Genomic DNA, 20,864 nt, shown 5'->3' with positions numbered 1-20,864 from the left:
ACGGCGCAGGTGCGCGGCACGGTGCGCAACGCCGATGGCGGCCCCGCCGCCGGCGCGCAGATCGCCGCCGTCAACACCGGCACCAACCAGACCTTCCGCCAGACCGCCGACGCGCAGGGCAATTACGTGCTCGGCGGGCTTCGTCCCGGCCAATATCGCATCACCGCCACCGCGACCTCGGGTGAGACGGTGACTCAGGTGGTCGTCGTGTCCATCGGCCAGTCGGCGACGCTCGACCTGACGCTGGGCACCGCGACGCAACCGGGCGGCGCGGACGCGGCGGACATCGCCGGCGGCGGCACCGACACCGTCGAGGGCAACGAGATCGTCGTCACCGGCGGCCGCCTGGTCGAAACCAAGACCAGCGAAATCGCGACCAACATCTCGCAGGAGCAGATCCGCACCCTGCCACAGACCGATCGCAACTTCCTCAGCTTCGCCGCGCTCGCGCCGGGTGTCCGCTACAATGACAGCGAGACCGACAAGAGCTTCTCCTCGGGCGCCTCGCCCGCCGGCCAGGTCAACGTCTTCATCGACGGCGTCAGCTACAAGAACAACGTGCTCGACAGCGGCGTCGCAGGCCAGGAGGACAGCCGCGGCAATCCCTTCGGCCAGCTGGCGGTCGGCGAGTTCCGCGTCCTGACCCAGAATTACAAGGCCGAATATGAACAGGCCGGCGCCGCGATCATCACCGCGACGACCAAGTCGGGCACCAACGAATTCCATGGCGAGGCGTTCGCGCAATATACCGACCGCAACCTGTCCTCGACCGACTATTTCGTGAAGCAGGCCGGGCTGCCCAAGCCCGCCTTCGAGCGCAAGCAATATGGCATTTCGCTGGGCGGTCCGATCATCAAGGACAAGCTGTTCTTCTTCGCCGCCTATGAAGGCAATGACCAGAACCGCGCGTTCAACGTCCGCCTCCAGAACCGCACGCCCGAAAACGTCGCGCGCTTCGGCCAATATGAAGGCGCGTTCGTCAGCCCGTTCCGCGGCGACTTCTATTTCGGCAAGCTGACCTTCGTCCCCGACGATCGCCAGACCTTCGACCTGATCGTCAGCAAGCGCGTCGAAACCGACATCACCGGCTTTGGCGGCGCGTCGACCAACGCCTATTCCAACGCGCTGAACAAGAAGAACAACGTCGACACCTATATCTATCGCTGGACCTATCGCGGCGACAGCTTCATCAACGAGTTCAACGCCAGCTATCTGAACTACACCTACAACCCGACCTCGCTCGATCCGAACAGCAGCACGTTCAACTATCAGGGCGTGATCCGCTTCGGCGGCAAGGAAAGCACGCAGCGGATCAGCCAGTCGAGCTATACGCTGCGCAACGACCTGACCTGGACCGGGATCGACAACCACGTCATCAAGGGCGGCATCCGCTTCGCCTTCCAGGATTATACGTTCCTGAAGAACTTCTTCGTTCAACCCTTCTACGACTTCCGCAACGATCCGACCAACGGGCTGGACTTCTCCTTCCCCGCGACCGCGCAGATCGGCATCGGCAATCCGCGCATCGCCGCGTCCAACTCGCAGCTCGGCCTGTATCTGCAGGACGACTGGGACGTGACCGACAAGCTGCAGGTCAATGTCGGCCTGCGCTGGGATTATGAGAGCAACCTGTTCAACAATAACTATCGCACGCCGGACGCCGCCGCCGCGTTGCTGCGCCAGTTGCCGCAGACCTCCTATTTCAACTCGGCCGATTACATCACCGACGGCACGAACCGCCCGCCCTTCCTGGGCGCGTTCCAGCCGCGCGCCGGCTTCTCCTATGACTTCAAGGGGGATCAGAGCACGGTGCTGTTCGGCGGCTATGGCCGCTATTACGACCGCAACGTGTTCAACAACACGCTGGATGAGCAATTCCGCCTGCAATATGCTTACGGCTCGCTGTTCTTCTCGCGCGATGGCCGCCCGCGTGCCGATGGCACGCCGACCGTGGTGTGGAACGACCGCTATCTGACGCGCGACGGCCTGCTCTCGCTGATCGCCAATGCGCAAACCGGCCAGCCCGAGCTGTTCGCGGTCAAGAACAACGCCCGCCCGCCCGTCACCGACCAGTTCACGCTGGGTGTGCGCCAGCGCGTCGGCATCTTCCAGGCGAGCCTGAGCGGCAGCTATGTCGCGGGGCGCAACGGCTATACGCATCTGTTCGCCACCCGGAACGCCGACGGCACATGCTGCAATGTCGGGGATGGCAGCCCGACGCGCAATGCCGGCTTCTCGAACGTGCTGATCGGCTATGACGGGCTGAAGACCCGCTACAAGGCGCTCTTCTTCACGCTCGACAAGACCTATACGCAAAGCTCGGGCTGGGGCTTCAACCTGGCCTATACGCTGTCGAAGGGCGAGCAGAACGGCAACGACCTGTTCAGCCTGCAATATGCGACGCCCGACGCCTATGGCTATCGCCCGCGCCCGGGTGACGAGCGTCACCGGCTGGTCCTGTCGGGCATCGTCGACCTGCCCTTGGGCTTCAAATTCTCGACCATCACCACGCTGGGCAGCGGCAGCGCCTATCAGGTGACCGACGAGACGCGGGGCAGCACGCCCAGCCAGGTGCAGGTCTATACCGTCTATCCGCCCAAGAATTGCATCAAGGGCGTCGCCGCCTTCTGCGAGGTCAACATGACGCTCCAGAACGACATCGAGATCTTCTCGGGCCACAAGCTCAACGTCGCGGTCGATCTGCTCAATGCGTTCAACAGCAAGAATTTCGGCGGCTTCGACGATTTCACCAACGCCACCGATCCGTTGACGCAGCTGCCGCGCGAGTTGATCACCCTGCCCCGCCGGGTGCAGTTCCGGGTCGGCTATCGCTTCTGACGATCGGCCGGGCCGGGGGTGCGATCCCCCGGCCCGGCAAGGCTCTGAATACGAAGGACCGACCATGTATGATCGCCGCCGCTTGCTGGGTCTGGGCGGCCTGAGCCTGGCCGCGTTGATGACGGGCTGCACGGACCGGCAGGGGCGCGTTGCACCGCCGCGGATCATCCCCGCCGCCCAGCCCGACCTGATCCGCGATTTGCAGGAGCGGACCTTCCGCTTCTTCTGGGAGACGACCGACGCCGAGACGGGCCTCGCGCCCGATCGCTGGCCGACGCCGTCTTTCGCCTCGATCGCGGCGGTGGGTTTCGCGCTGACCGCCTATCCGGTCGGCGTGGTCAATGGCTGGATCACCCGCGAGGAGGCGCGCGCACGCACGCTGACCACGCTGCAATTCTTCGCCGACGCGCCGCAGGGGCCGGGCGAGACGGGGTTCAGCGGCTACAAAGGCTTTTTCTATCACTTTCTCGGCGTGACCAAGGGGTTGCGCTTCGCCCGGTGCGAGCTGTCGACGGTCGACACCGCGCTGCTGCTGGGTGGCATCCTCTTCGCGCAAAGCTGGTACGACGCCGATCATCCCGACGAGGCGCGGATCCGCACGCTCGCCGACCAGATCTACGGCGCGGTCGACTGGACCTGGATCACCCCGCGTGCGCCGCTCCTCTCGATGGGCTGGCATCCCGAGAGCGGGTTCATCAAGTCCGACTGGGACATTTATAACGAGGGGATGCTGCTCTATCTGCTGGCGCTCGGCTCCCCGACCCATCCGCTGCCCGAAGGCACCTGGGCCGCCTGGTCGAGCCGGTTCGAGAGCAGCTGGACCGATCGCTGGGGCGAGCCGCATCTGCACTTCCCGCCGCTGTTCGGCCATCAGTACAGCCATGTCTGGGTCGATTTCAAAGGCATCCGCGACCCCTATATCGCGTCCAAGGGCATCGATTATTTCGAGAACAGCCGCCGCGCCGCCTATGCGCAGCAGCGTTATGCGATCGCCAATGCCGGACGCTGGCGGGGTTATGGTGCGGATGTCTGGGGGCTGACCGCCTGTGACGGGCCGGGCGATTTCGGCCTGACGATCGACGGCGTACGCCGGCAATTCTACAGCTATTCGGCACGCGGCCCCGGCGACCGCGACGACGGCACGCTGGCCCCGACCGCGGCGGCGGGATCGATCGCCTTCGCCCCCGACATCGCCATCCCGGCGGTGCGCACGATGCACGACCGCTATGGTTCGGCCATCTATGGCAAATACGGCTTTCTCGATGCGTTCAACCCGACGCTGACCGCCCCGCCCGAGCCGTTGAAGCATGGCGAGATCGTCCCCGGCATCGGCTGGGTCGACAGGGATTATCTGGGGATCGACCAGGGGCCGATCGTCACGATGATCGAGAATCACCGCACCGGCCTGATCTGGAAGACGATGCGACGGAACCCGCATCTCCGGCGCGGATTGCTAAGGGCAGGATTCACCGGCGGCTGGCTGAACGGATAGCGGCCGCCCCCTTTTGGGAAGGCGGCCATGACCGACACCATCCTGATCACCGGCGCATCGGCCGGACTGGGCGCGGACTTCGCGCGGGCGCTGGCGAAGAAGCCGGTGACGCTGGTGCTGACCGCCCGGCGGACCGACCGGCTGGCTGCGCTGGCACAGGAACTGGGCCAGCGGCCGGGCGTGAAGGTGCATGTCGTCTCCGCCGACCTGGGGCAGGCCGAAGGGGTGAAGGCGCTCCTCGACGGTATCGCGGATCGCGGGCTGCATATCGACACGCTGATCAACAATGCCGGTTACGGCGCGCTGGGGCCGTTCGCCGAGGGCGATCTGGCGACGCAGCTGGGGATGATCGACCTCAATGCCCGCGCGCTCGTCGCGCTGACCCATGCGCTGCTGCCGCCGATGCTGGCGCGCGGACGTGGCCGCGTATTGAACGTCGCCTCGACCGCCGCCTTCCAGCCGGGGCCGTATATGGCGGTCTATTATGCCAGCAAGGCGTTCGTGCTGCACTTCTCCGAGGCGCTGCACGAGGAGGTGAAGGGACGTGGCGTGACCGTCACCGCGCTGTGTCCGGGGCCGACCGACACCGAGTTCGCCGATGTGGCGGGCATGGCGCAGACGCCGCTGTTCGAGCGCTTTGCCGGTACGTCCGAGCAAGTGGTGCGCGACGGGCTGGAGGCCCTGGAACGCGGCCAGGCGGTGATGGTGTCGGGGCTGCTCAACCGGCTGACCGCCGCGAGTACGCGGGTCGCACCGCGCGGGGTGTTACGGCGGGCTGTCGCCAGGCTTCAGAGTGGGCGGCAATAGATTTTTGTTCGCGCGGAGGCGCGGAGACGCGGAGGTGATCGGCCCAGCCGCAGGCTGCCTCCGTTCCAAGCAGCGCGGCTTCGTCTGCCGATCGATGGGGCGGACTCCAGTCCGGCACGTCCAGCCACCCCCGCGTCTCCGCGCCTCCGCGCGAACCTATTCTCCGCTACGGGTCGCCCGCACGCTGTCGAAGGCATAGAGCGCGCACCCGGCCCAGATCAGTGCGAAGGTCACGATGTGGACCGGCTTCAACGGCTCGCCGAACAGCAGCACGGCCTGCGCGAATTGCAGCGTCGGGGCGAGATATTGCAGCAGCCCCAGCGTCGAATAACGCATCCGCCGCGCCGCCGCCGCGAACATCAGCAGCGGCGCCGCCGTCACCGCCCCCGCCAGGATCAGCAGCATGTCGAGATGCCGGTCGACGCCGAACGCCGCCGTCCCATTCCCGCTCGCCTGAAGCAGCACCGCCAATGCGGGCGCGGCCAGCAACAGCGTCTCGACCGTCAGGCCGCCCAGCGCGTCGATCGCGGCGATTTTGCGCACCAGTCCATAGAAGCCGAAGGACAGCGCCAGTGCCAGCGAGATCCAGATCGCCCCGCCCCCGCTGATCGCCAGTATCGCCACGCCGATCGCCGCGATGCCGACCGCGATCGCCTGCCCCCGGCGGATTCGCTCGCCCAGCAGCGCGACGCCGAGCGCGACATTGATCAGCGGATTGATGAAATAGCCGAGGCTCGCCTCCAGCACATGGTTGTTCTGGACCGACCAGATATAGACCATCCAGTTGATCGCGATCAGCGCGGCACTGGCGCAGAGCAGCAACAGCGTCCGCCCCCGCGTCGCCGCCAAGATCGCCTTGCCCCGCCGAAGGATCAGCACGATCGCCGCCAGCAGGATGAGCGACCAAAGAATACGATGCGCCAGTACCTGAAGCGCGGGCACACCCTTCAACAGCTTGAGATAGAGCGGTAATATGCCCCAGCTGACATAGGCCCCGATACCGAGCAGCAGGCCGGTGCGGGCAGGTTGAGCGGTCGTCATGCCGCCCCTGTTCACGCTCGGGCGGCGGATGGCAAGGCCGGGGTTCAGCCCGCGACCATGCCTTCGACCTCGACCGCGCCGCCATGGTTGACGACCCGGCCCGACACCATGCCGGTGATCCGCACCCGTGCGCCGGGCTCGACGATGACGTCGCCGGCGATCATGCCCTTGATCGTCGCATGGACGCCGGGGGCGACGACGACATCACCGCCGACCATCCCGCGCACCGTTCCGTCCGACGTCACTGCGACCGATCCCGCCGTCATTCCACGCATGGCATCCTCCTGTCGAAGGTAGGACGCCCGGGGGCGGGATTTGGTTCGAGGCCTGAGCATGGCCTTAGACTTCGCTCAGGCTGAACGGAGGTTGGAAAACAATACCAACAGCCGTTCGCGCTGAGCGAAGTCGAAGCGCACGCCCCGCCCTCGCCCAGCGAGCAACCTCAATCCGCGAACAGCATCACCGGCGTTTCCAGCAGCCGCTTGAACGCCTGAACATAGCTCGCCGCGTCATAGCCATCGACCACCCGGTGATCGCAGCTGATCGACAGGTTCATCAGCTTGGCCCGCGCGATCGTCTCGCCGCCGCGCCCGTCGGAGCGGAAGACGGGACGCTCGACGATCCGGTTCGGCCCGATGATCGCCACCTCGGGCCGGTTGATGACCGGCGTCGTCGCGATACCGCCGAGCGGCCCGAGCGAGGTCAGAGTGATCGTGCCGCCACCCATGTCGCCACTCGCGATGCTGCCCGCCCGCGCGGCTTCCGCCAGACGGCCGATCTCGGTCGCCAGCTGCCAGACATTGCGGCTCTCGGCATTGCGGATCACGGGGACCATCAGCCCCGCCGGAGTCTGCGTCGCCATGCCCATGTGCACCGCACCCGAACGGTTCACCACGCCCGCCTCGTCGTCATAACGCGCGTTGAGCATTGGGAAGTTGGGCAGCGTCTTGCAGATCGCGACGATGAGGAGCGGCAGCATCGTCAGCTTGGGTCGGTTGCCCCGGCCTGCGTTCAGCTGTGCGCGCGTCTCCTCCAGCGCCGTGACGTCAATTTCCTCGACATAGGTGAAGTGCGGGATGGCGCGCTTGGACGCGGCCATGTTTTCGGCGATGCGGCGCCGCATGCCGATGACGCGCACGGCTTCGTCGGCGCGGGGGCTGCGGGCGGGGGTATAACCCTGGCCCGAACCGTAGCGCAGGAACGCGTCCAGGTCCGAATGGCGCACCCGGTCGCCCTCGGCAGGCTTCACACTGGCGAGATCGATGCCCAAGTCCTGCGCCCGCGCCCGAACAGCGGGCGAGGCTAACACCTTCTTCTCCTGCTCCCTCTCCCCTTGTGGGAGAGGGTCGGGGTGAGGGGTGGCCACGGGCGATTCGGCAGGGGTTTCGGCTTGCGGCGCTGCCCCCTCACCCCCGCCCTCTCCCACGAGGGGAGAGGGAGATTGCGCTTCTTCGACGCCGGGGTTTTCGGCTTCCAGCACCGCTTCCTCGGTGGCGGGCGATACGGCTTCTTCGACCACATCGGTCTCGATCACCATCAGCGCCGCGCCGATCGGTACCTGGTCGCCGACCTCGCCCGCCAGTTCGACGATCGTACCCGACACGGGCGATTCCATCTCGACCGTCGCCTTGTCGGTCATCATGTCGGCGACTGACTGGTCTTCCTCGACCCGGTCGCCGAGCTTGACGTGCCACGCGACGATCTCGGCCTCGGAGATGCCTTCGCCGATATCGGGCAGGCGGAAGGTGAAACGAGCCATGTCAGGCGTCCTTCAGCAAGTTCTTGAGCGCCTGGCCGATACGGACCGGGCCGGGGAAATAGGCCCATTCCAGGCTGTGCGGATAGGGCGTGTCGAAGCCAGTCACGCGCGCGATCGGCGCTTCGAGGTGATAGAAGCAGCGTTCCTGGACCAGCGCGGACAGCTCGGCGCCAAAGCCCGCCGTGCGGGTCGCCTCGTGGACGATCATGCAGCGGCCGGTCTTCTTCACCGACTCCTCGATCGCCTCGATGTCGAGCGGGATAAGCGTGCGCAGGTCGATGATCTCGGCATCCACCCCCATCTCGGCCACCACGGCGGCGCAGACATGGACCATCGTGCCGTAGCACAGGATCGTCACCGCCTCTCCCGCGCGCACCGTCGCCGCCTTGCCCAGCGGGATGCGGTAATAGCCGGTCGGCACCGCGCCGCCGGGATGCTTGGACCAGTTCTCCGCCGGGCGATCCCAATGGCCGTTGAACGGGCCGTTATAGATGCGCTTGGGCTCGAAGAAGAGGACAGGGTCATTGTCCTCGATCGCGGCGATCAACAGGCCCTTGGCATCGTACGGAGTCGCCGGGATCACCGTCTTGATGCCGGAGACATGGGTGAAGATGCCCTCGGGGCTCTGGCTATGCGTCTGGCCGCCGAAGATACCGCCGCCGAAGGGTGAGCGCACGGTGATCGGCGCGGTGAATTCCCCCGCCGAGCGATAGCGCAGCCGCGCCGCCTCGCTGACCAGCTGGTCGAGCGCGGGGTAGATATAGTCGGCGAACTGGATTTCCGGCACTGGGCGCAGGCCGTATGCGCCCATGCCAACCGCGACCCCGATGATACCGCATTCGGTGATCGGCGTGTCGAAGACGCGGGTCTTGCCATATTTCTTCTGCAGGCCGGCGGTGGCGCGGAAAACGCCGCCGAAATAGCCGACATCCTCGCCCATCACGACCACGTCTGGGTCGCGCGCCATGACCACGTCCATGGCGGAGTTGATCGCCTGGATCATGTTCATGCGGGTGGTTTCGCCCGTTTCGTCAGGGGTATCCGTCATAGTGTCGCTCACTGTCCCTCTCCCATCGGGAGAGGGAGGGAGGCGCAGAGCGCCGGGAGGGTGAGGGTCCAAGCGGGGGAGTTCATTTCCGCGCCCATGGCCGTCCGCTCGCTTCTTCTTCGTCGAGCATCTGCTGGCGCTGCTCGCGCAAGTGCCAGGGCATCTCCTCGAACACGCCGTCGAACAGGCTGTCGAGCGGCTGGTGCAGGCCGTGGCCCAGGATACCGTTCGCCTCGGCCGCCTTTTGCGCGGCACGGACTTCCTCGGCGACTTCGCGGTCCTGTTGCGCGTGACGATCCTCGTCCCACTCGCCGAGCGCGATCAGATGGTCCTTCAACCGCCGGATCGGATCGCCCAGCGGCCAGGCGGTCGGCTCGCCCGCCGAGCGGTACTGCGTAGGATCGTCGGAGGTCGAATGGCCCTCGGTACGATAGGTGAAATGCTCGATCAGCGTCGCGCCCTGGTTGGTCCGCGCACGCTCGGCGGCCCATTGCGTCGCGGCATAGACCGCCAGTGCGTCATTCCCGTCGACGCGCAACCCCGCAATGCCATAGCCGATCGCGCGCGCGGCAAAGGTCGTCGCCTCCGCGCCCGCGAAACCGGAGAAGCTGGAGATCGCCCATTGGTTGTTGACGACGTTCATGACCACCGGCGCGCGGTAGACGGCGGCGAAGGTGCAGGCCGAGTGGAAATCGCCCTCGGCCGTCGAGCCCTCGCCGCACCATACGGCGGCAATGCGGGTATCGCCCTTGGCGGCCGAGGCCATCGCCCAGCCCACCGCCTGCGGATATTGCGTCGTCAGATTGCCCGAGATCGAGAAGAAGCCGGCTTCCTTGGCGGAATACATGATGGGCAACTGCTTGCCGCCCAGCCGATCCGCGCTGTTGGAATAGATCTGGTTCATCATGTCGGTGAGCGGCCAGTCGCGCGCGATGAGCAGCCCCTGCTGACGGTAGGAGGGGAAGCACATATCCTCATAATCCAGCGCATGGGCGGCGGCGACGGCGACCGCCTCCTCGCCCAGCGCCTTCATGTAGAAGCTGGTCTTGCCCTGACGCTGCGCGCGGAACATGCGCTCGTCGAACGCACGGAGCAGCACCATGTGGCGCAGCATCCGGCGAAGCCGATCGGGCGAGAGCTTGGGGTCCCAGGGGCCGATGGCGCGGCCCTCGTCGTCCAGCACGCGGACCAGCGTATAGGCGAGTTCGTGAAAGCTGTCGGCGGGCGCGGCAGTGTCCGGGCGGCGCTGGGCACCGGCGGGCGGAACCTCGACACTGGCGAAGTCGACCGCATCGCCCGGCCGGAATTTCGGCTCGGGCACATGCAGTTGCAACGGGGCCAAATTGGCGCGCGAATGGCCTTCGGGCGGCACGGCCATGCTCTCTCCTCAACGCTTCGCCCGATTCTGCTCGGGTCGTTGCTATCTTTCAACCGGATGACATTTTATTTCAAGCGCCTTTTGGGGGCGTTGATCGGCTGAACGCGTCGAGTGGTGGTGTTTCTCCCTCTTTCCGCTGGACTACCCTCACCCTTCCCACCCGCTGTCGCGGGCGGGCCCCTTCCCTCTCCCATTGGGAGAGGGAGGGAGGCGCGAAGCGCCGGAAGGGTGAGGGTAGCTCGGATCAATCCCCCGTAATCGTCATCTCGAACGGCACCACCGGATGCGGTGCTTCGTCATAGAAATTAACGACCGGTGCATCGGCCCAGGCATAGCGCACCCGTATGTCGCTTGGACGCACATCGGCCAGCCGCACCTCAGAGCCATTCACCATCGCATTGGCATAACGGCAGGCGCTCGCGTCACACAGCTCGAACCCGATCGGCGCCGCCGCGCTCCACGCATGAAGCGCGCCCTGCACCCCGTTGAAGCGCAGCACCATCTCACCGCCCGCACGGGTTGCCGAGGCGATCATCGGCCCGGAGGCATTGGCGCGGTCGCCCGCCATCAGATGCTGTTCGGCGAAGACCAGCCGCTTGGCGAGTTCGTTCTTGTCGGCCGGATGGATGTCGTTGCGCACGCCGATATCGATCGTCGCCGCCAGCGCGGCATGGGCATCGCGCAGCACCGCCCGCCGCTGCGTCTCGCGCAACGCCGCCCAGCCGCTGTCGCCGACCTTGACCGGCGGCGCGCCGAAATTGGCGAGCTGCACGATCAGGAAGGGCAATTCCGGGTTCTGGAACTGCCGCCGCCAGCCGGTCATCAACGCCGCCAGCCGATCGCCATAGCTGGCGAGGCCGACATCGGACTCGCCCTGATACCAGGCGACGCCCTTCAACCCGATCGGTCCCAGCGGCGCGATCATGCCGTTATAGAGCGTGCCGAGCCCGGCATGGCTTTCCCAGGGGCTGCGCGGATAACTCTGGTCGTTCGCCTTGTAGACCGAATAGCGCCAGCCGGTGCCGAGCGGAATCGGCGGACCGCCCGCAGGCGTGAACTGGATATGGTCGGCGGGGCCGAACATGCCGCCCGGGCCATAGGTGTCGCCCAGCCCGACGACGATCTCGTTACGCCCCTTCTTCAGCGCCGAGCGCGGCACGGTGTAACGCCGCCAGTCGCCCCAGCCGAAGGTCGCACCGACGACCACGCCATTGACCCAGACGGTATCGAGTTCGTCGATCCCCGCCAGCTCGATCACCCCGTCGCCGGTCGGGGCGGTGGGGAGATCGAAGCCCTGCCGGAACCACACCAGACCGTTATAGTCAGTGAGTTCCGGCACGCCCCATTCTTCCCAGGGGCTGAACTTGGGCACCGGAGACCATGTCAGCCGATCGGGTGCGTTCCACGGCTCCTGCCCGCGCTTGGTCCCGCTCGCCTTGCGCCACCAGTCGCCCCAGCGATCCCCGAAGCTGCGCAGCCCCGCCGCATGGTCGCGTGCATAAAGCGCCAGCAGATCGGCATCGGCCGACAGGCCGGGCAGCTTGCGCGCGTCGGTGGCGTCGATCCAGGGCAGGATCTTGGTCCCGCCCCAGCTCGAATCGATCGCCCCCATCGGCACGTTATTCTTGGCGGCCAAGTCCTTGACCATCAGATAGCAGGCGGCGGAGAAATCGGCGACGCTGGCGGGCGACGCAGCGGCCCAGACCGGGCGCTTCTCCAGCGGCTCGTCGGCGGACAGCCCGACATGATGCGCCACGTCGAGCAGCCGGATACGGTCATCGGCCGCGCCCCGGACCAGCCCCTCGCCGTTCAGCGCCTGCTTGGTCGGATATTCCATGTTGGACTGGCCCGAGCACAGCCAGACATCGCCTACCAGCAGGTCGTCCATCGTGTCCGTCGCGCCGTCCTTGCCGGTGGCGGTCAGGGTCAGCGGGGTCGCGGTCGCCGCCATCGCAGGGAGCGTTGCGCGCCAGCGACCCTTGGCATCGGCGTTTGCGGTGGCGCTGTTGCCGCCCAGCGTCACGGTGACGCCCTCGCCGGCATCCGCCGAGCCCTCGACGATAATCGGGAGGTCCCGCTGGAGGACGGCATGCGCGCTCATCGGGGTCAGGATACGCGGTCGCGCCTCCGCCATTACGGGCCAGGCCGCCGCTGTTCCCAGCAACAGCGCCCAAGCCATGCGCCGCCCGGCGCCGGACCGTGAATGCCCCATCCGCATCAATCCCTCTCCTGTGCCTCGCACGCGCGATTCCGCGCCCCGATCGGCTGTCTGGTGGATCATAGGAGCGGGCAAATGATAACGCTATCGGGAAACGATCCTCCCCGGAACGGGGAGGGGGACCAGCGACGCTGGTGGAGGGGGCGTGCCGCATAGGGTGTCCTGTGTGGAAGCCCCCCTCCGTCAGGGCTTCGCCCTGCCACCTCCCCGTACCGGGGAGGATTTCAATGATCAAATGTCAGCGTTGCCTGAACCGGGAAGTGATCCGACGGGTAGGTCTTCCCCTGATGGTAGGTGTTCGTCGCAACCGCCTCCGCACGAAAGCCGCGCACGAACAGATAATCGATCCGCCGGTCGGGTGTGCCGGTGAAGTCGTGGAAGGTCATCGCCGGCCCCGCGCGCCGCTTCGCGCTGGGCCAGGCATCGGTCAGCGCCCCCGCGAAACGTCGATAGGCCGCCGTATCGGGGCGCGCGTTCATGTCGCCCGCCACCACCACCGGCAGGCCCTGCGCCAGCGCGGGCAGCCGAGCCAGGATCAGCGCCGCCGCCTTGTCGCGCGCCTCGGCATCTGCGTCGCGGTGTGCCAGATGCGTGTCGACGAACAGGAAGCGGTGCGGCGTCGCCTCCTTCGTCTCGAACACCGCCCAGTTCGCCATGCGCGGCAGGTCGGTGCCCCAGCTCTGGCTGCCGACGACCTCGGGCGTGTCGGACAGCCAGAAATCACCGTGTTCAACCAATGTCAGCCGGTCGGGGCGGTAGAAGATGCCCATATGCTCATTAGCATGCCCGCCCATCCGGTCGCGCCCGAACCAGCGATAGCCGGGCAGCGCCTGGGTCAGGTCGTCGCCCTGGCGCTGTAGCAGTTCCTGCGTCCCGATCACATCGGGCGCGGCGCGGCGGATCAGTTCGACCATGACCGGCCGCCGCACCGCCCAGCGCTGCGCCCCCTCGTCCGAGGCATAGCGGACGTTGAACGTCATGACCTTGAGCGGATCAGCCATCGCACCCCACGGCGCGAGCACCGCCGCCATCATCGCCGTGATCCGCAACACGCGTCGAAAGCCGGTCATATCATCGTCCCTTACACCAACCCGCCCGAGCCAAACCCCCTTGGCAAGCGAGCATGGCAGCGTCGTGACACACGCCAAGACCAAAATCGATCCAATTTTTGATTGAGAGTTATTAGCATTATCGATATTGGCGCCGTGCAAATCGATTGAATGGGGGTCGTTCGGAAATGTCGAAGACAATGGGCCGCGTCATGCTGTTGGCCGGATGCGTCATGGCGCAGCCCGGCTGGGCTGCGGACCGGCCGGCCGGCCCCCCTTCGCCCGTCGACGACAAGACCGCCGCCAACGACGCGCAGAGCGACATCGTCGTCACCGGCCTGCGCGACGCGAGCGCCAGCATCACCGGCACCGATGCCTCCGCGCGTCGCTATCCCCAGTCGCTGCGCATCATCGATCGCGCGCTGATCGACCGGCTGGGTGCGACCCGGCTGGACGACACGATCGAACTGGCCGGCGGCGTGGCGCGCCAGAACGACTTTGGCGGCCTGTGGGACAAATATTCGATCCGCGGTTTCGCCGGCAACGAGAATAGCGGCCCCGATGTCCTCATCAACCGGTTCAGCAGCAATCTGGGGTTCAACGCCCCCATCGACACCGCCACGGTCGAGCGCTTCGAATTTCTGAAGGGCGCGGCCGCCGCCTTGTCCGGGCTGGGCGAACCGGGGGGCTCGCTCAACATCGTCACCAAGACGCCGACCGCGACCCGGCAGGGCGAAGCTTCGCTCAGCTATGGCAGCTGGAACCGGGTGCGCGCGACCGGCGACATCGGTGGCCCCGTCACCGACACGCTGGCGGTGCGGATGATCGGCGTGGCGGAGGAAGGCGACAGTTTCCGCCGCTATGTCCATACCGACCGACTGCTGCTCGCCCCCTCGGTCGCGTTCACGCCGACCGACAGCCTGCGCCTGCTCTATCAGGCCGAGTTCATGCGCAACCGCGCGCCGATCGATCGCGGCGTGGCGGCGATTCGCGGCGATGCCCGCGCGATGGACCGCGCCACCTTCCTGGGCGAGCCCGCCGATGGCCGCATGACGCAGCGGATGCTGTGGCAACAGGGCAGCGTCTTCGCCGCGATCAGCGACCGCGTCTCGCTGGAGGGCGGAGTATCGAGCCGCGACGGCTTCCTGACCGGCTATGCGACGCAGGTCGATTTCGGCGCGCGCGGGGTGCAGGCCGATGGCCGGACGATCGGGCGGTCGCGGCGTTTCCACGATTTCCGCTGGCAGGACCTGACCGCGCGGATCGAGATGACCGCGAGGCTCGACTGGCTGGGCCTGTCGCACGAGCTGCGCTTCGGCGCGGACCGGGTGCGGCACGGCATGGACTTCCGCATGGACCAGGCGCGCGGACGACCGGGCGCGCCGATCCTGACCATCGACGCCTTCAACCCCGTCTATGGTCAGACGCTGCCGGTGCCGACGCCGTTCCAGGACCGGCACCATTCCTTCCGCAGCGAGAGCGTATATGCGCAGGACCTGATCCGCTTCGGCGACTTCACCGCGCTGATCGGCGCGCGCTGGAACAACTTCCGCGAATCCATGCTCAACCGCATCCGGGATCTGCGCCTGGAGACGGTGGATCGCGGCATCACGCCGCGCGCCGCGCTGACCTGGGCGGCGACGCCGGGCCTGTCGCTGTTCACCAGTTGGGGCCAGTCGCTGCGGCTCAACCCGTCGGACGGCGTCGCCAGCTTCGATGCGGAGAAGAGCGATTCGGCCGAGATCGGCGCGAAATACACGCTGTTCGGCGGCGCGCTGACCGGCCAGACCGCGCTGTTCACCATGACCAAGCGCAACGTGCTGAACCCCAATGCCACCGACGTCTTCGTCAAGACGCAGATCGGCCGCCAGCGTTCGCGCGGGGTGGAGACGGTCGCCGATCTGGCGCTGACCAGCGGGCTGACCGCGACCGGCACCTTCACCTATACCGATGCGACGGTGCGCAACGACAAGAACGCCGCGCTGATCGGTACGATGCTGTCCAACGTGCCGCGCTATCTGGGTGCGCTCGACCTGCATCAGCGGATCGGGGCGGTGACGATCGGCGGCGGGGTGAACCATGTCGGCGCGCGCAACGGCGATCCCTTCGCCTCGGGCTATCGCCTGCCCGCCTATACGACGCTGCGCGCCGATGCGACGTGGCGGGTCAATCCGCAGTTCGACGTGCGCGTCGACCTCGAGAATATCTTCGACACCTATTACATCGCCAGCAGCTATGCCGATGTCTGGACGATGCCGGGCGCGCCGAGGAATGTGCGCGTGACGTTGCGGGGGCGGTTCTAAGATCCCCATCCTCACCCTTCCGGCGCTTCGCGCCTCCCTCCCTCTCCCATCGGGAGAGGGAAGGGGCCCGCCCGCATCGCGGAAGGGTGGAGGCTCAGGCGTCGGCCCAGCGACGCAGCAGATTGTGATACACCCCGGTCAGCTCGACCACCGAGCGGTCCCCCTGCCCCTTGTCCGCGCCCAGCCGCTGGATCGCCCGGTCGAGGTCGAACAGGATGCGCCGCTCGCCGTCGTCGCGGACCATCGACTGGATCCACAGGAACGACGCGACGCGGGCGCCGCGCGTCACCGCCTCGACCCGGTGCAAACTGGAGGCGGGATAGAGGACGGCGTCGCCCGCGCCCAGCTTGACCCGCTGTTCGCCGAACAGATCCTCGACCACCAGCTCGCCGCCGTCATAGGCGGTCGGGTCTTCCAGGAAGAGGGTCAGTGACAGGTCGGAGCGCATGCGAAAATCGCTGCCGCGCTTCAGCCGCACCGCATTGTCGACATGGACGTCGAACGCCTGGCCGCCGGCATAGCGGTTGAACAGCGGCGGATAGACCTTGAGCGGCAAGGCCGCCGCCACGAACAGTGGCGAACGCCCCAGCGCGTCGAGGACCATCCGCCCCGCCTGGACGGCGGCGGCGCTATCCTCTGGCAACTGTTCATTGCGTTTGGCGAGCGCGGCCTGCGGCCCCGAGGTCGCGTTGCCGTCGACCCAGGGGCTGTCGTCGATGATCCCGCGAATGGCGGCGACGCCGGCGGGATCGAGTATGTTCGGAATCGCGATCAGCATGACGGCGACGCTATCCGGTTCAGAAGTTGTAGAACAGGCTGAGCGTCGCCTGCCGCCGATCGCCGGGCACCGCCCAGCCGCCGGTGACGATGCCGGTCGTCGCGTTGATGTTGTTGCGCACGCCGGTCACATATTTCTCGTCGGTGAAGTTCTGGACGTTGAGCTGCATCGTCCAGCGCTGCGCGATGGTATAGGCCAGATAGGCGCGGTGGATCAGGTAATCGGGTGCCTCGAACTGGACCCGGTTGCCCGCCACCGGGACATTGGTCGCGAACGCGCCCTGATAGGTCAGGCCGTAGCCGATCTCCAGGCCGAAGGGCAGCTTGTAGGTGGTGAACAGGCTGCCCGAATGCTCGGGCGTCTGGATCAACCGGCCGCCCGCCTGCACATCGGCGACGCCCGCCCCCTTGTCGCGGTTGGAGATGCTCTGCAGCACCTTGCCGTCGAGATAGGTATAGTTGGCGAAGATCGTCCAGGCCGGCGTGATCGATCCCGAGATGCCCAGCGCGATGCCGTCCACCCGGCTGCGCCCGTCGAGCACCTGGAGATTGGCGGGCAGCGACGGATCGTTGGAGGGCACGCGGTAATTGGTGCGTTCGTTGCGGAAGACGGCGGCGGTCAGCTCCAGCCGGCGGTCGAACAGCCCGGCCTTCACCCCGACCTCGTAATTCTTCGCGGTTTCGGGCGCGACCGCGCACGGGTTGGCGGCGGTCGCCGAGGCCGGCACGCCGCAGCCGAGCCGCACGGTCGTCGAGGACGGTGTCCTGGCATTGCCATAGCCGGCATAGAGGCTGACATTCTCGACCGGGTGGAACACGCCCCCGACTCGCCATGAGAATAGCCGCTCGCGGCTGACCTGCGGCTGGGTGGCCAGCGTGTTCACCGCCGCCGTCGTCAGCGGGAGCGACCGGAAGTTCGCCTCCTGATACTCCCAGCGCACGCCGCCGTTCAGCTCGAAGAAGCGGTTCAGCTCCAGCGTGTCGAAGGCATAGACGGCCAGGTTGCGCGTCTCGCTGCGCGACTGGGCGGTGGTGACGAAGTTGATCGGCCCGGCATAGTTGGTGTCGGGCGCGGCGATGTTGATCGGGGGCAGCGTCACCGCGCTGCCATCGGCGTTGCGCAGCAGCGAGCCTTGGGTGATCCGATAATTCTCGATCATCCCCGACACGCCGATGTTCAGCACATTGTGCAGCCCCCCCTTCGCGCCGGCCTCATGCCGCAGATCGGTCTGGTTGTAGAGCAGCTGGTTCTCCTGGTTCCGCACCAGCCCGCGCGGCCCCGAGGGCTGATAGAAGCCCGGGGGAACCGAGCCACAAACTGCGCCGACACCCGTTTTCGGATCGATTACCGGCTGAAGTCCGGTCGAGCCGAGGCAGAAAATCCCCTGCGGTGCCGAGGTCACGCTGTCCTGCTTCACCTGTTGCCAGCGGGTCAGGTTGCGCACGCTCCACTGGTCGTCGATCGCGTGGCGAAAGGTCGCGGTCAGCCGGTCGACGGTGATCGCCTGGCGATCGAGATTGGCGATGCCGAAATAGCTGTCGCGCCGCGCGCCCGGCACGAAGCCGTCGACGATGCCGTTGTCGAACCAGGGAATGCCATAGACCGGCGTGTTGCGATCTTCCTGATGAACATAGGCCAGCGTCAGGCTGGTCGGCCCGCCGATGCCGATGGTGACCGAGGGCGCGATGCCCCACCGCTCCATCTTCTCGACGTTACGGCCCGGCACGTCGTTATGGTGGTACGCGCCGTTCAGCCGCACCGCGACCAGATCGGACACGCGCACATTGCTGTCGATCGCGCCGCGATAATAGTTGTCGGTGCCGACCGATCCCTGGACGATGGTCAGCGTTTCGGGCGTGGGAACCTTAGAGACCAGGTTGATCGTGCCGCCGACCGACCCCAATCCGTTGAAGACGCTGTTGGCGCCATTATAGACCTCGACCTGTTGCAGGTTGAACGGGTCGGTACGGCTATATTGCGCGCTGTCGCGGACGCCGTCGATGGTGACGTCGTTGTTCGCCGAATAGCCGCGCAGGTTGATCGAATCGCCATAGCCGCCGCCGCCCTCACCCGCGCCGAAGGTGATGCCGGGCACCGTCTGGAGCACATCGCGCAGCGTCTGGAGATTCTGTTTGCGAATGGTCTGTTCGCTGACCACCGTGATCGTCTGCGGCGTGTCGAGCAGCGGCGCGGTCGCCTTGGGGCTTTCCAGCGCAGCCGCTTGGGCGCGTTGGCCGGTGACGATCACCGTATCGCGCGGCCCCGCCGCGTCCTGGATCCGCGAGTTTGGCCCGGTGCGTGGTCCCTCCTCGGCTGCGGCGATATGCGGCGCGGTCGCCAGAAAGCCGACGCAGGTGAGCGCGATAAACGAGTGCGACATGTTCTCTTCCCCTTTGCGGGGGATCGCTATTGCGAACTAATCGCACTGTCAATGAGATTGATAGTTATTCTCATTTCTGAGCAGTATAGGTAGGCTGTCGTACGGTGCCAAACTGCGATCGATCTTTTGGGTATCTGCCTTATCGATGCGATTCGTGCCCCAGCCGATCAATCGGCCCCACCCCTCACGGAGCCGCACAGCATGGCGGATAGCGCTATAGCTTTGGCAGGACTGAACACCGGCTCGACTTGGCCATGTTCGGCAGTCCTCATTCCAAAATTTGCAACATTTATTACAGGTGAATTTCGCAGGGATCAGCGATCCGCCATATAACACAGGGACTTAGCCGCCACCGTACCGTCACGTTTCGCTATGGCACTCAACGAAGCCTTTACCGCCTTGGCGCTATGGCTGGCTGCATGACCGACCGTTCTGACCCGAATCGCTATCTCCGCATCGAAGGGCGGCAAGCGGAATTGGGTATGTACATCGATGCGCTGCACTGTTCGTGGCTGGACAACCCGTTCTGGCGCACCAGCTTCCTGTTGAACGACCCGCGCGACCGGGACCAGATTCACGCGTCGGTACCCCATATCACCATCGATCTGGCCAAGGGTCGCGGCCTGACCCTTACCGCCGCCCCCGCCCCCGCCGCCGCCGCCGCCGCCGCCATCGTCGAGGAAGTCCCCGCCGACGACGCCATCGTCGCGCGCATCCGCCCGCGCCGCCGCAAGCCCCCGACCGAGGCCGAACTGGCGACGGCGATCGCCGATGACGCCGCCCGCACCGTCTCGCGCCTGTTCGGCGAAGCGCGGCTGGGGCATTCGATCCACGTTCCCGCGCTGGCCCCCGTCGTCGAGGAGATCGCCCAGGCCATCGCCAAGGGGTCCGCGACGATGATCGCGGTGACCCGGCTGAAGGAAGGCGATCAATATACCTATATCCACTCGGTCGCCGTCGCGACGCTGATGATGGGGCTGGCGCAGCATCTGGGCCTGAGCAAGGACGATATCCGCGTCGCGGGTATGGCGGGCATGCTGCACGATATTGGCAAGATGCAGGTCGCATCCTCCATCGTCGACAAGGCGGGCAAGCTGAGCATCAGCGAGCTGGCCGAAATGCGCCAGCATCCGCATTGGGGGTATAATGTGTTGCGCAATGTCGAGGATCTCGATCCGCGCATCCTGGACGTGTGCCGCCATCATCATGAAAAGATGGACGGCACCGGCTATCCCGACAATTTGAAGGGCGATCAGCTCAGCCTGTTCGTCCGCATGTCGGCGATCTGCGACGTGTATGATGCGGTCACGTCGATCCGTTCGTACAAGCGCGCCTGGTCGCCGCATGAAGCGCTGGCGCGGATGACGACCTGGTGCGGGCATTTCGACACCGATCTGCTGCGTTCCTTCATCGCCAGCCTGGGCATCCAACCCTATGGCGCGCTGGTCCGGCTGCATTCCAACCGGCTGGGCCTGGTGGTCCATGAGGGGGCTACGCCGCAGACGCCGATCGTGCGCACGTTCTTCCACATTCCCGACCAGCAGGCGCTGCCCCCCGAGGATGTGGCGACCGCCACCGATCCGATTCTGCGCGGAGAGCGGGGCGATTACTGGTTCGGCGAACGCTGGCCCGACCTGTATGACGAGATCATGGCCCGGACCGTCGAGCCGGAGCCACCCCAGTGGCGGCAGGTCGGTACCGGCTGAGGCCGATCGTCCGTCATTCCGACCGCGCCTGCCCATCCGCTTGCGGGAGTGGCAGCGCCCCGGCGGA

Annotated in this window: 14 protein-coding genes; 5 read left to right on the top strand and 9 right to left on the bottom strand. The window is 66.3% G+C overall.

The window, feature by feature from the left end:
* The 3 genes from ACQKJZ_RS01970 to ACQKJZ_RS01960 form a co-directional block, all read left to right on the top strand.
* Positions 1-2,838, top strand: a 2,838-nt coding sequence (locus tag ACQKJZ_RS01970; RefSeq protein WP_427729791.1) for a TonB-dependent receptor, incomplete at its 5' end; no start/stop codon positions are given.
* A gap of 64 nt (positions 2,839-2,902) precedes the next feature.
* Positions 2,903-4,330, top strand: a complete 1,428-nt coding sequence (locus ACQKJZ_RS01965) for a glucoamylase family protein (RefSeq protein ID WP_427729790.1) — start codon at positions 2,903-2,905, stop codon at positions 4,328-4,330.
* A 27-nt stretch (positions 4,331-4,357) separates the two neighbouring features.
* The gene (locus ACQKJZ_RS01960; RefSeq protein ID WP_427729789.1) at positions 4,358-5,137 is read left to right on the top strand and encodes an SDR family NAD(P)-dependent oxidoreductase; all 780 of its coding nucleotides are present in this window, start codon (positions 4,358-4,360) and stop codon (positions 5,135-5,137) included.
* 156 nt (positions 5,138-5,293) lie between these two features.
* On the opposite strand, the gene rarD is transcribed toward ACQKJZ_RS01960, so the two are convergent.
* The 7 genes from rarD to ACQKJZ_RS01925 form a co-directional block, all read right to left on the bottom strand.
* Positions 5,294-6,178, bottom strand: coding sequence for an EamA family transporter RarD (gene rarD / locus ACQKJZ_RS01955; RefSeq protein WP_427729788.1), 885 nt, complete (start codon positions 6,176-6,178; stop codon positions 5,294-5,296).
* A 44-nt stretch (positions 6,179-6,222) separates the two neighbouring features.
* Positions 6,223-6,453, bottom strand: a complete 231-nt coding sequence (locus ACQKJZ_RS01950; RefSeq protein WP_312487700.1) for a hypothetical protein — start codon at positions 6,451-6,453, stop codon at positions 6,223-6,225.
* A 167-nt stretch (positions 6,454-6,620) separates the two neighbouring features.
* Positions 6,621-7,937, bottom strand: a complete 1,317-nt coding sequence (locus ACQKJZ_RS01945) for a dihydrolipoamide acetyltransferase family protein (protein ID WP_427729787.1) — start codon at positions 7,935-7,937, stop codon at positions 6,621-6,623.
* A gap of 1 nt (position 7,938) precedes the next feature.
* Positions 7,939-8,946, bottom strand: coding sequence for an alpha-ketoacid dehydrogenase subunit beta (locus tag ACQKJZ_RS01940; protein WP_427729792.1), 1,008 nt, complete (start codon positions 8,944-8,946; stop codon positions 7,939-7,941).
* 121 nt (positions 8,947-9,067) lie between these two features.
* Positions 9,068-10,363: a 3-methyl-2-oxobutanoate dehydrogenase (2-methylpropanoyl-transferring) subunit alpha gene (locus ACQKJZ_RS01935; RefSeq protein ID WP_427729786.1), complete on the bottom strand. Its 1,296-nt coding sequence runs from the start codon at positions 10,361-10,363 to the stop codon at positions 9,068-9,070.
* Positions 10,364-10,607: 244 nt separating this feature from the next.
* On the bottom strand, positions 10,608-12,542 hold the full coding sequence (locus ACQKJZ_RS01930) for a sialate O-acetylesterase (protein ID WP_427729785.1): 1,935 nt from the start codon (positions 12,540-12,542) through the stop codon (positions 10,608-10,610).
* Between the two features lie 263 nt (positions 12,543-12,805).
* Positions 12,806-13,651, bottom strand: coding sequence for an endonuclease/exonuclease/phosphatase family protein (locus ACQKJZ_RS01925; protein ID WP_427729784.1), 846 nt, complete (start codon positions 13,649-13,651; stop codon positions 12,806-12,808).
* Between the two features lie 167 nt (positions 13,652-13,818).
* Here ACQKJZ_RS01925 and ACQKJZ_RS01920 point away from each other — a divergent pair, with 167 nt between their 5' ends.
* Positions 13,819-15,933, top strand: coding sequence for a TonB-dependent siderophore receptor (locus ACQKJZ_RS01920; RefSeq protein ID WP_427729783.1), 2,115 nt, complete (start codon positions 13,819-13,821; stop codon positions 15,931-15,933).
* 94 nt (positions 15,934-16,027) lie between these two features.
* On the opposite strand, the gene ACQKJZ_RS01915 is transcribed toward ACQKJZ_RS01920, so the two are convergent.
* Positions 16,028-16,711: a Fe2+-dependent dioxygenase gene (locus tag ACQKJZ_RS01915; protein WP_312487688.1), complete on the bottom strand. Its 684-nt coding sequence runs from the start codon at positions 16,709-16,711 to the stop codon at positions 16,028-16,030.
* A gap of 19 nt (positions 16,712-16,730) precedes the next feature.
* Complete coding sequence (locus ACQKJZ_RS01910) at positions 16,731-19,091, bottom strand: TonB-dependent receptor (RefSeq protein ID WP_427729782.1); 2,361 nt, start codon at positions 19,089-19,091, stop codon at positions 16,731-16,733.
* Positions 19,092-19,510: 419 nt separating this feature from the next.
* Between ACQKJZ_RS01910 and ACQKJZ_RS01905 the strand changes: the two genes are divergently transcribed.
* Positions 19,511-20,797, top strand: a complete 1,287-nt coding sequence (locus tag ACQKJZ_RS01905; RefSeq protein WP_427729781.1) for an HD-GYP domain-containing protein — start codon at positions 19,511-19,513, stop codon at positions 20,795-20,797.
* Positions 20,798-20,864: the final 67 nt, after the last annotated feature.

The organism is Sphingomonas sp. NPDC019816 (assembly GCF_050274375.1).
Classification (GTDB): Bacteria; Pseudomonadota; Alphaproteobacteria; order Sphingomonadales; family Sphingomonadaceae; genus Sphingomonas.
Note: the sequence above shows the minus strand (reverse complement) of the source record. Positions and strands in the feature narration are given on the sequence as shown.

What these genes read in the sequence shown, in the direction of transcription:
- ACQKJZ_RS01965 (WP_427729790.1), top strand. Translation starts at nt 2,903, where the DNA reads ATGTATGATCGCCGCCGCTTGCTGGGTCTGGGCGGCCTGAGCCTGGCC.
- ACQKJZ_RS01960 (WP_427729789.1), top strand. Translation starts at nt 4,358, where the DNA reads ATGACCGACACCATCCTGATCACCGGCGCATCGGCCGGACTGGGCGCG.
- rarD (WP_427729788.1), bottom strand. Translation starts at nt 6,178, where the DNA reads ATGACGACCGCTCAACCTGCCCGCACCGGCCTGCTGCTCGGTATCGGG.
- ACQKJZ_RS01950 (WP_312487700.1), bottom strand. Translation starts at nt 6,453, where the DNA reads ATGCGTGGAATGACGGCGGGATCGGTCGCAGTGACGTCGGACGGAACG.
- ACQKJZ_RS01945 (WP_427729787.1), bottom strand. Translation starts at nt 7,937, where the DNA reads ATGGCTCGTTTCACCTTCCGCCTGCCCGATATCGGCGAAGGCATCTCC.
- ACQKJZ_RS01940 (WP_427729792.1), bottom strand. Translation starts at nt 8,946, where the DNA reads ATGAACATGATCCAGGCGATCAACTCCGCCATGGACGTGGTCATGGCG.
- ACQKJZ_RS01935 (WP_427729786.1), bottom strand. Translation starts at nt 10,363, where the DNA reads ATGGCCGTGCCGCCCGAAGGCCATTCGCGCGCCAATTTGGCCCCGTTG.
- ACQKJZ_RS01930 (WP_427729785.1), bottom strand. Translation starts at nt 12,542, where the DNA reads ATGGCTTGGGCGCTGTTGCTGGGAACAGCGGCGGCCTGGCCCGTAATG.
- ACQKJZ_RS01925 (WP_427729784.1), bottom strand. Translation starts at nt 13,651, where the DNA reads ATGACCGGCTTTCGACGCGTGTTGCGGATCACGGCGATGATGGCGGCG.
- ACQKJZ_RS01920 (WP_427729783.1), top strand. Translation starts at nt 13,819, where the DNA reads ATGTCGAAGACAATGGGCCGCGTCATGCTGTTGGCCGGATGCGTCATG.
- ACQKJZ_RS01915 (WP_312487688.1), bottom strand. Translation starts at nt 16,711, where the DNA reads ATGCTGATCGCGATTCCGAACATACTCGATCCCGCCGGCGTCGCCGCC.
- ACQKJZ_RS01910 (WP_427729782.1), bottom strand. Translation starts at nt 19,091, where the DNA reads ATGTCGCACTCGTTTATCGCGCTCACCTGCGTCGGCTTTCTGGCGACC.
- ACQKJZ_RS01905 (WP_427729781.1), top strand. Translation starts at nt 19,511, where the DNA reads ATGACCGACCGTTCTGACCCGAATCGCTATCTCCGCATCGAAGGGCGG.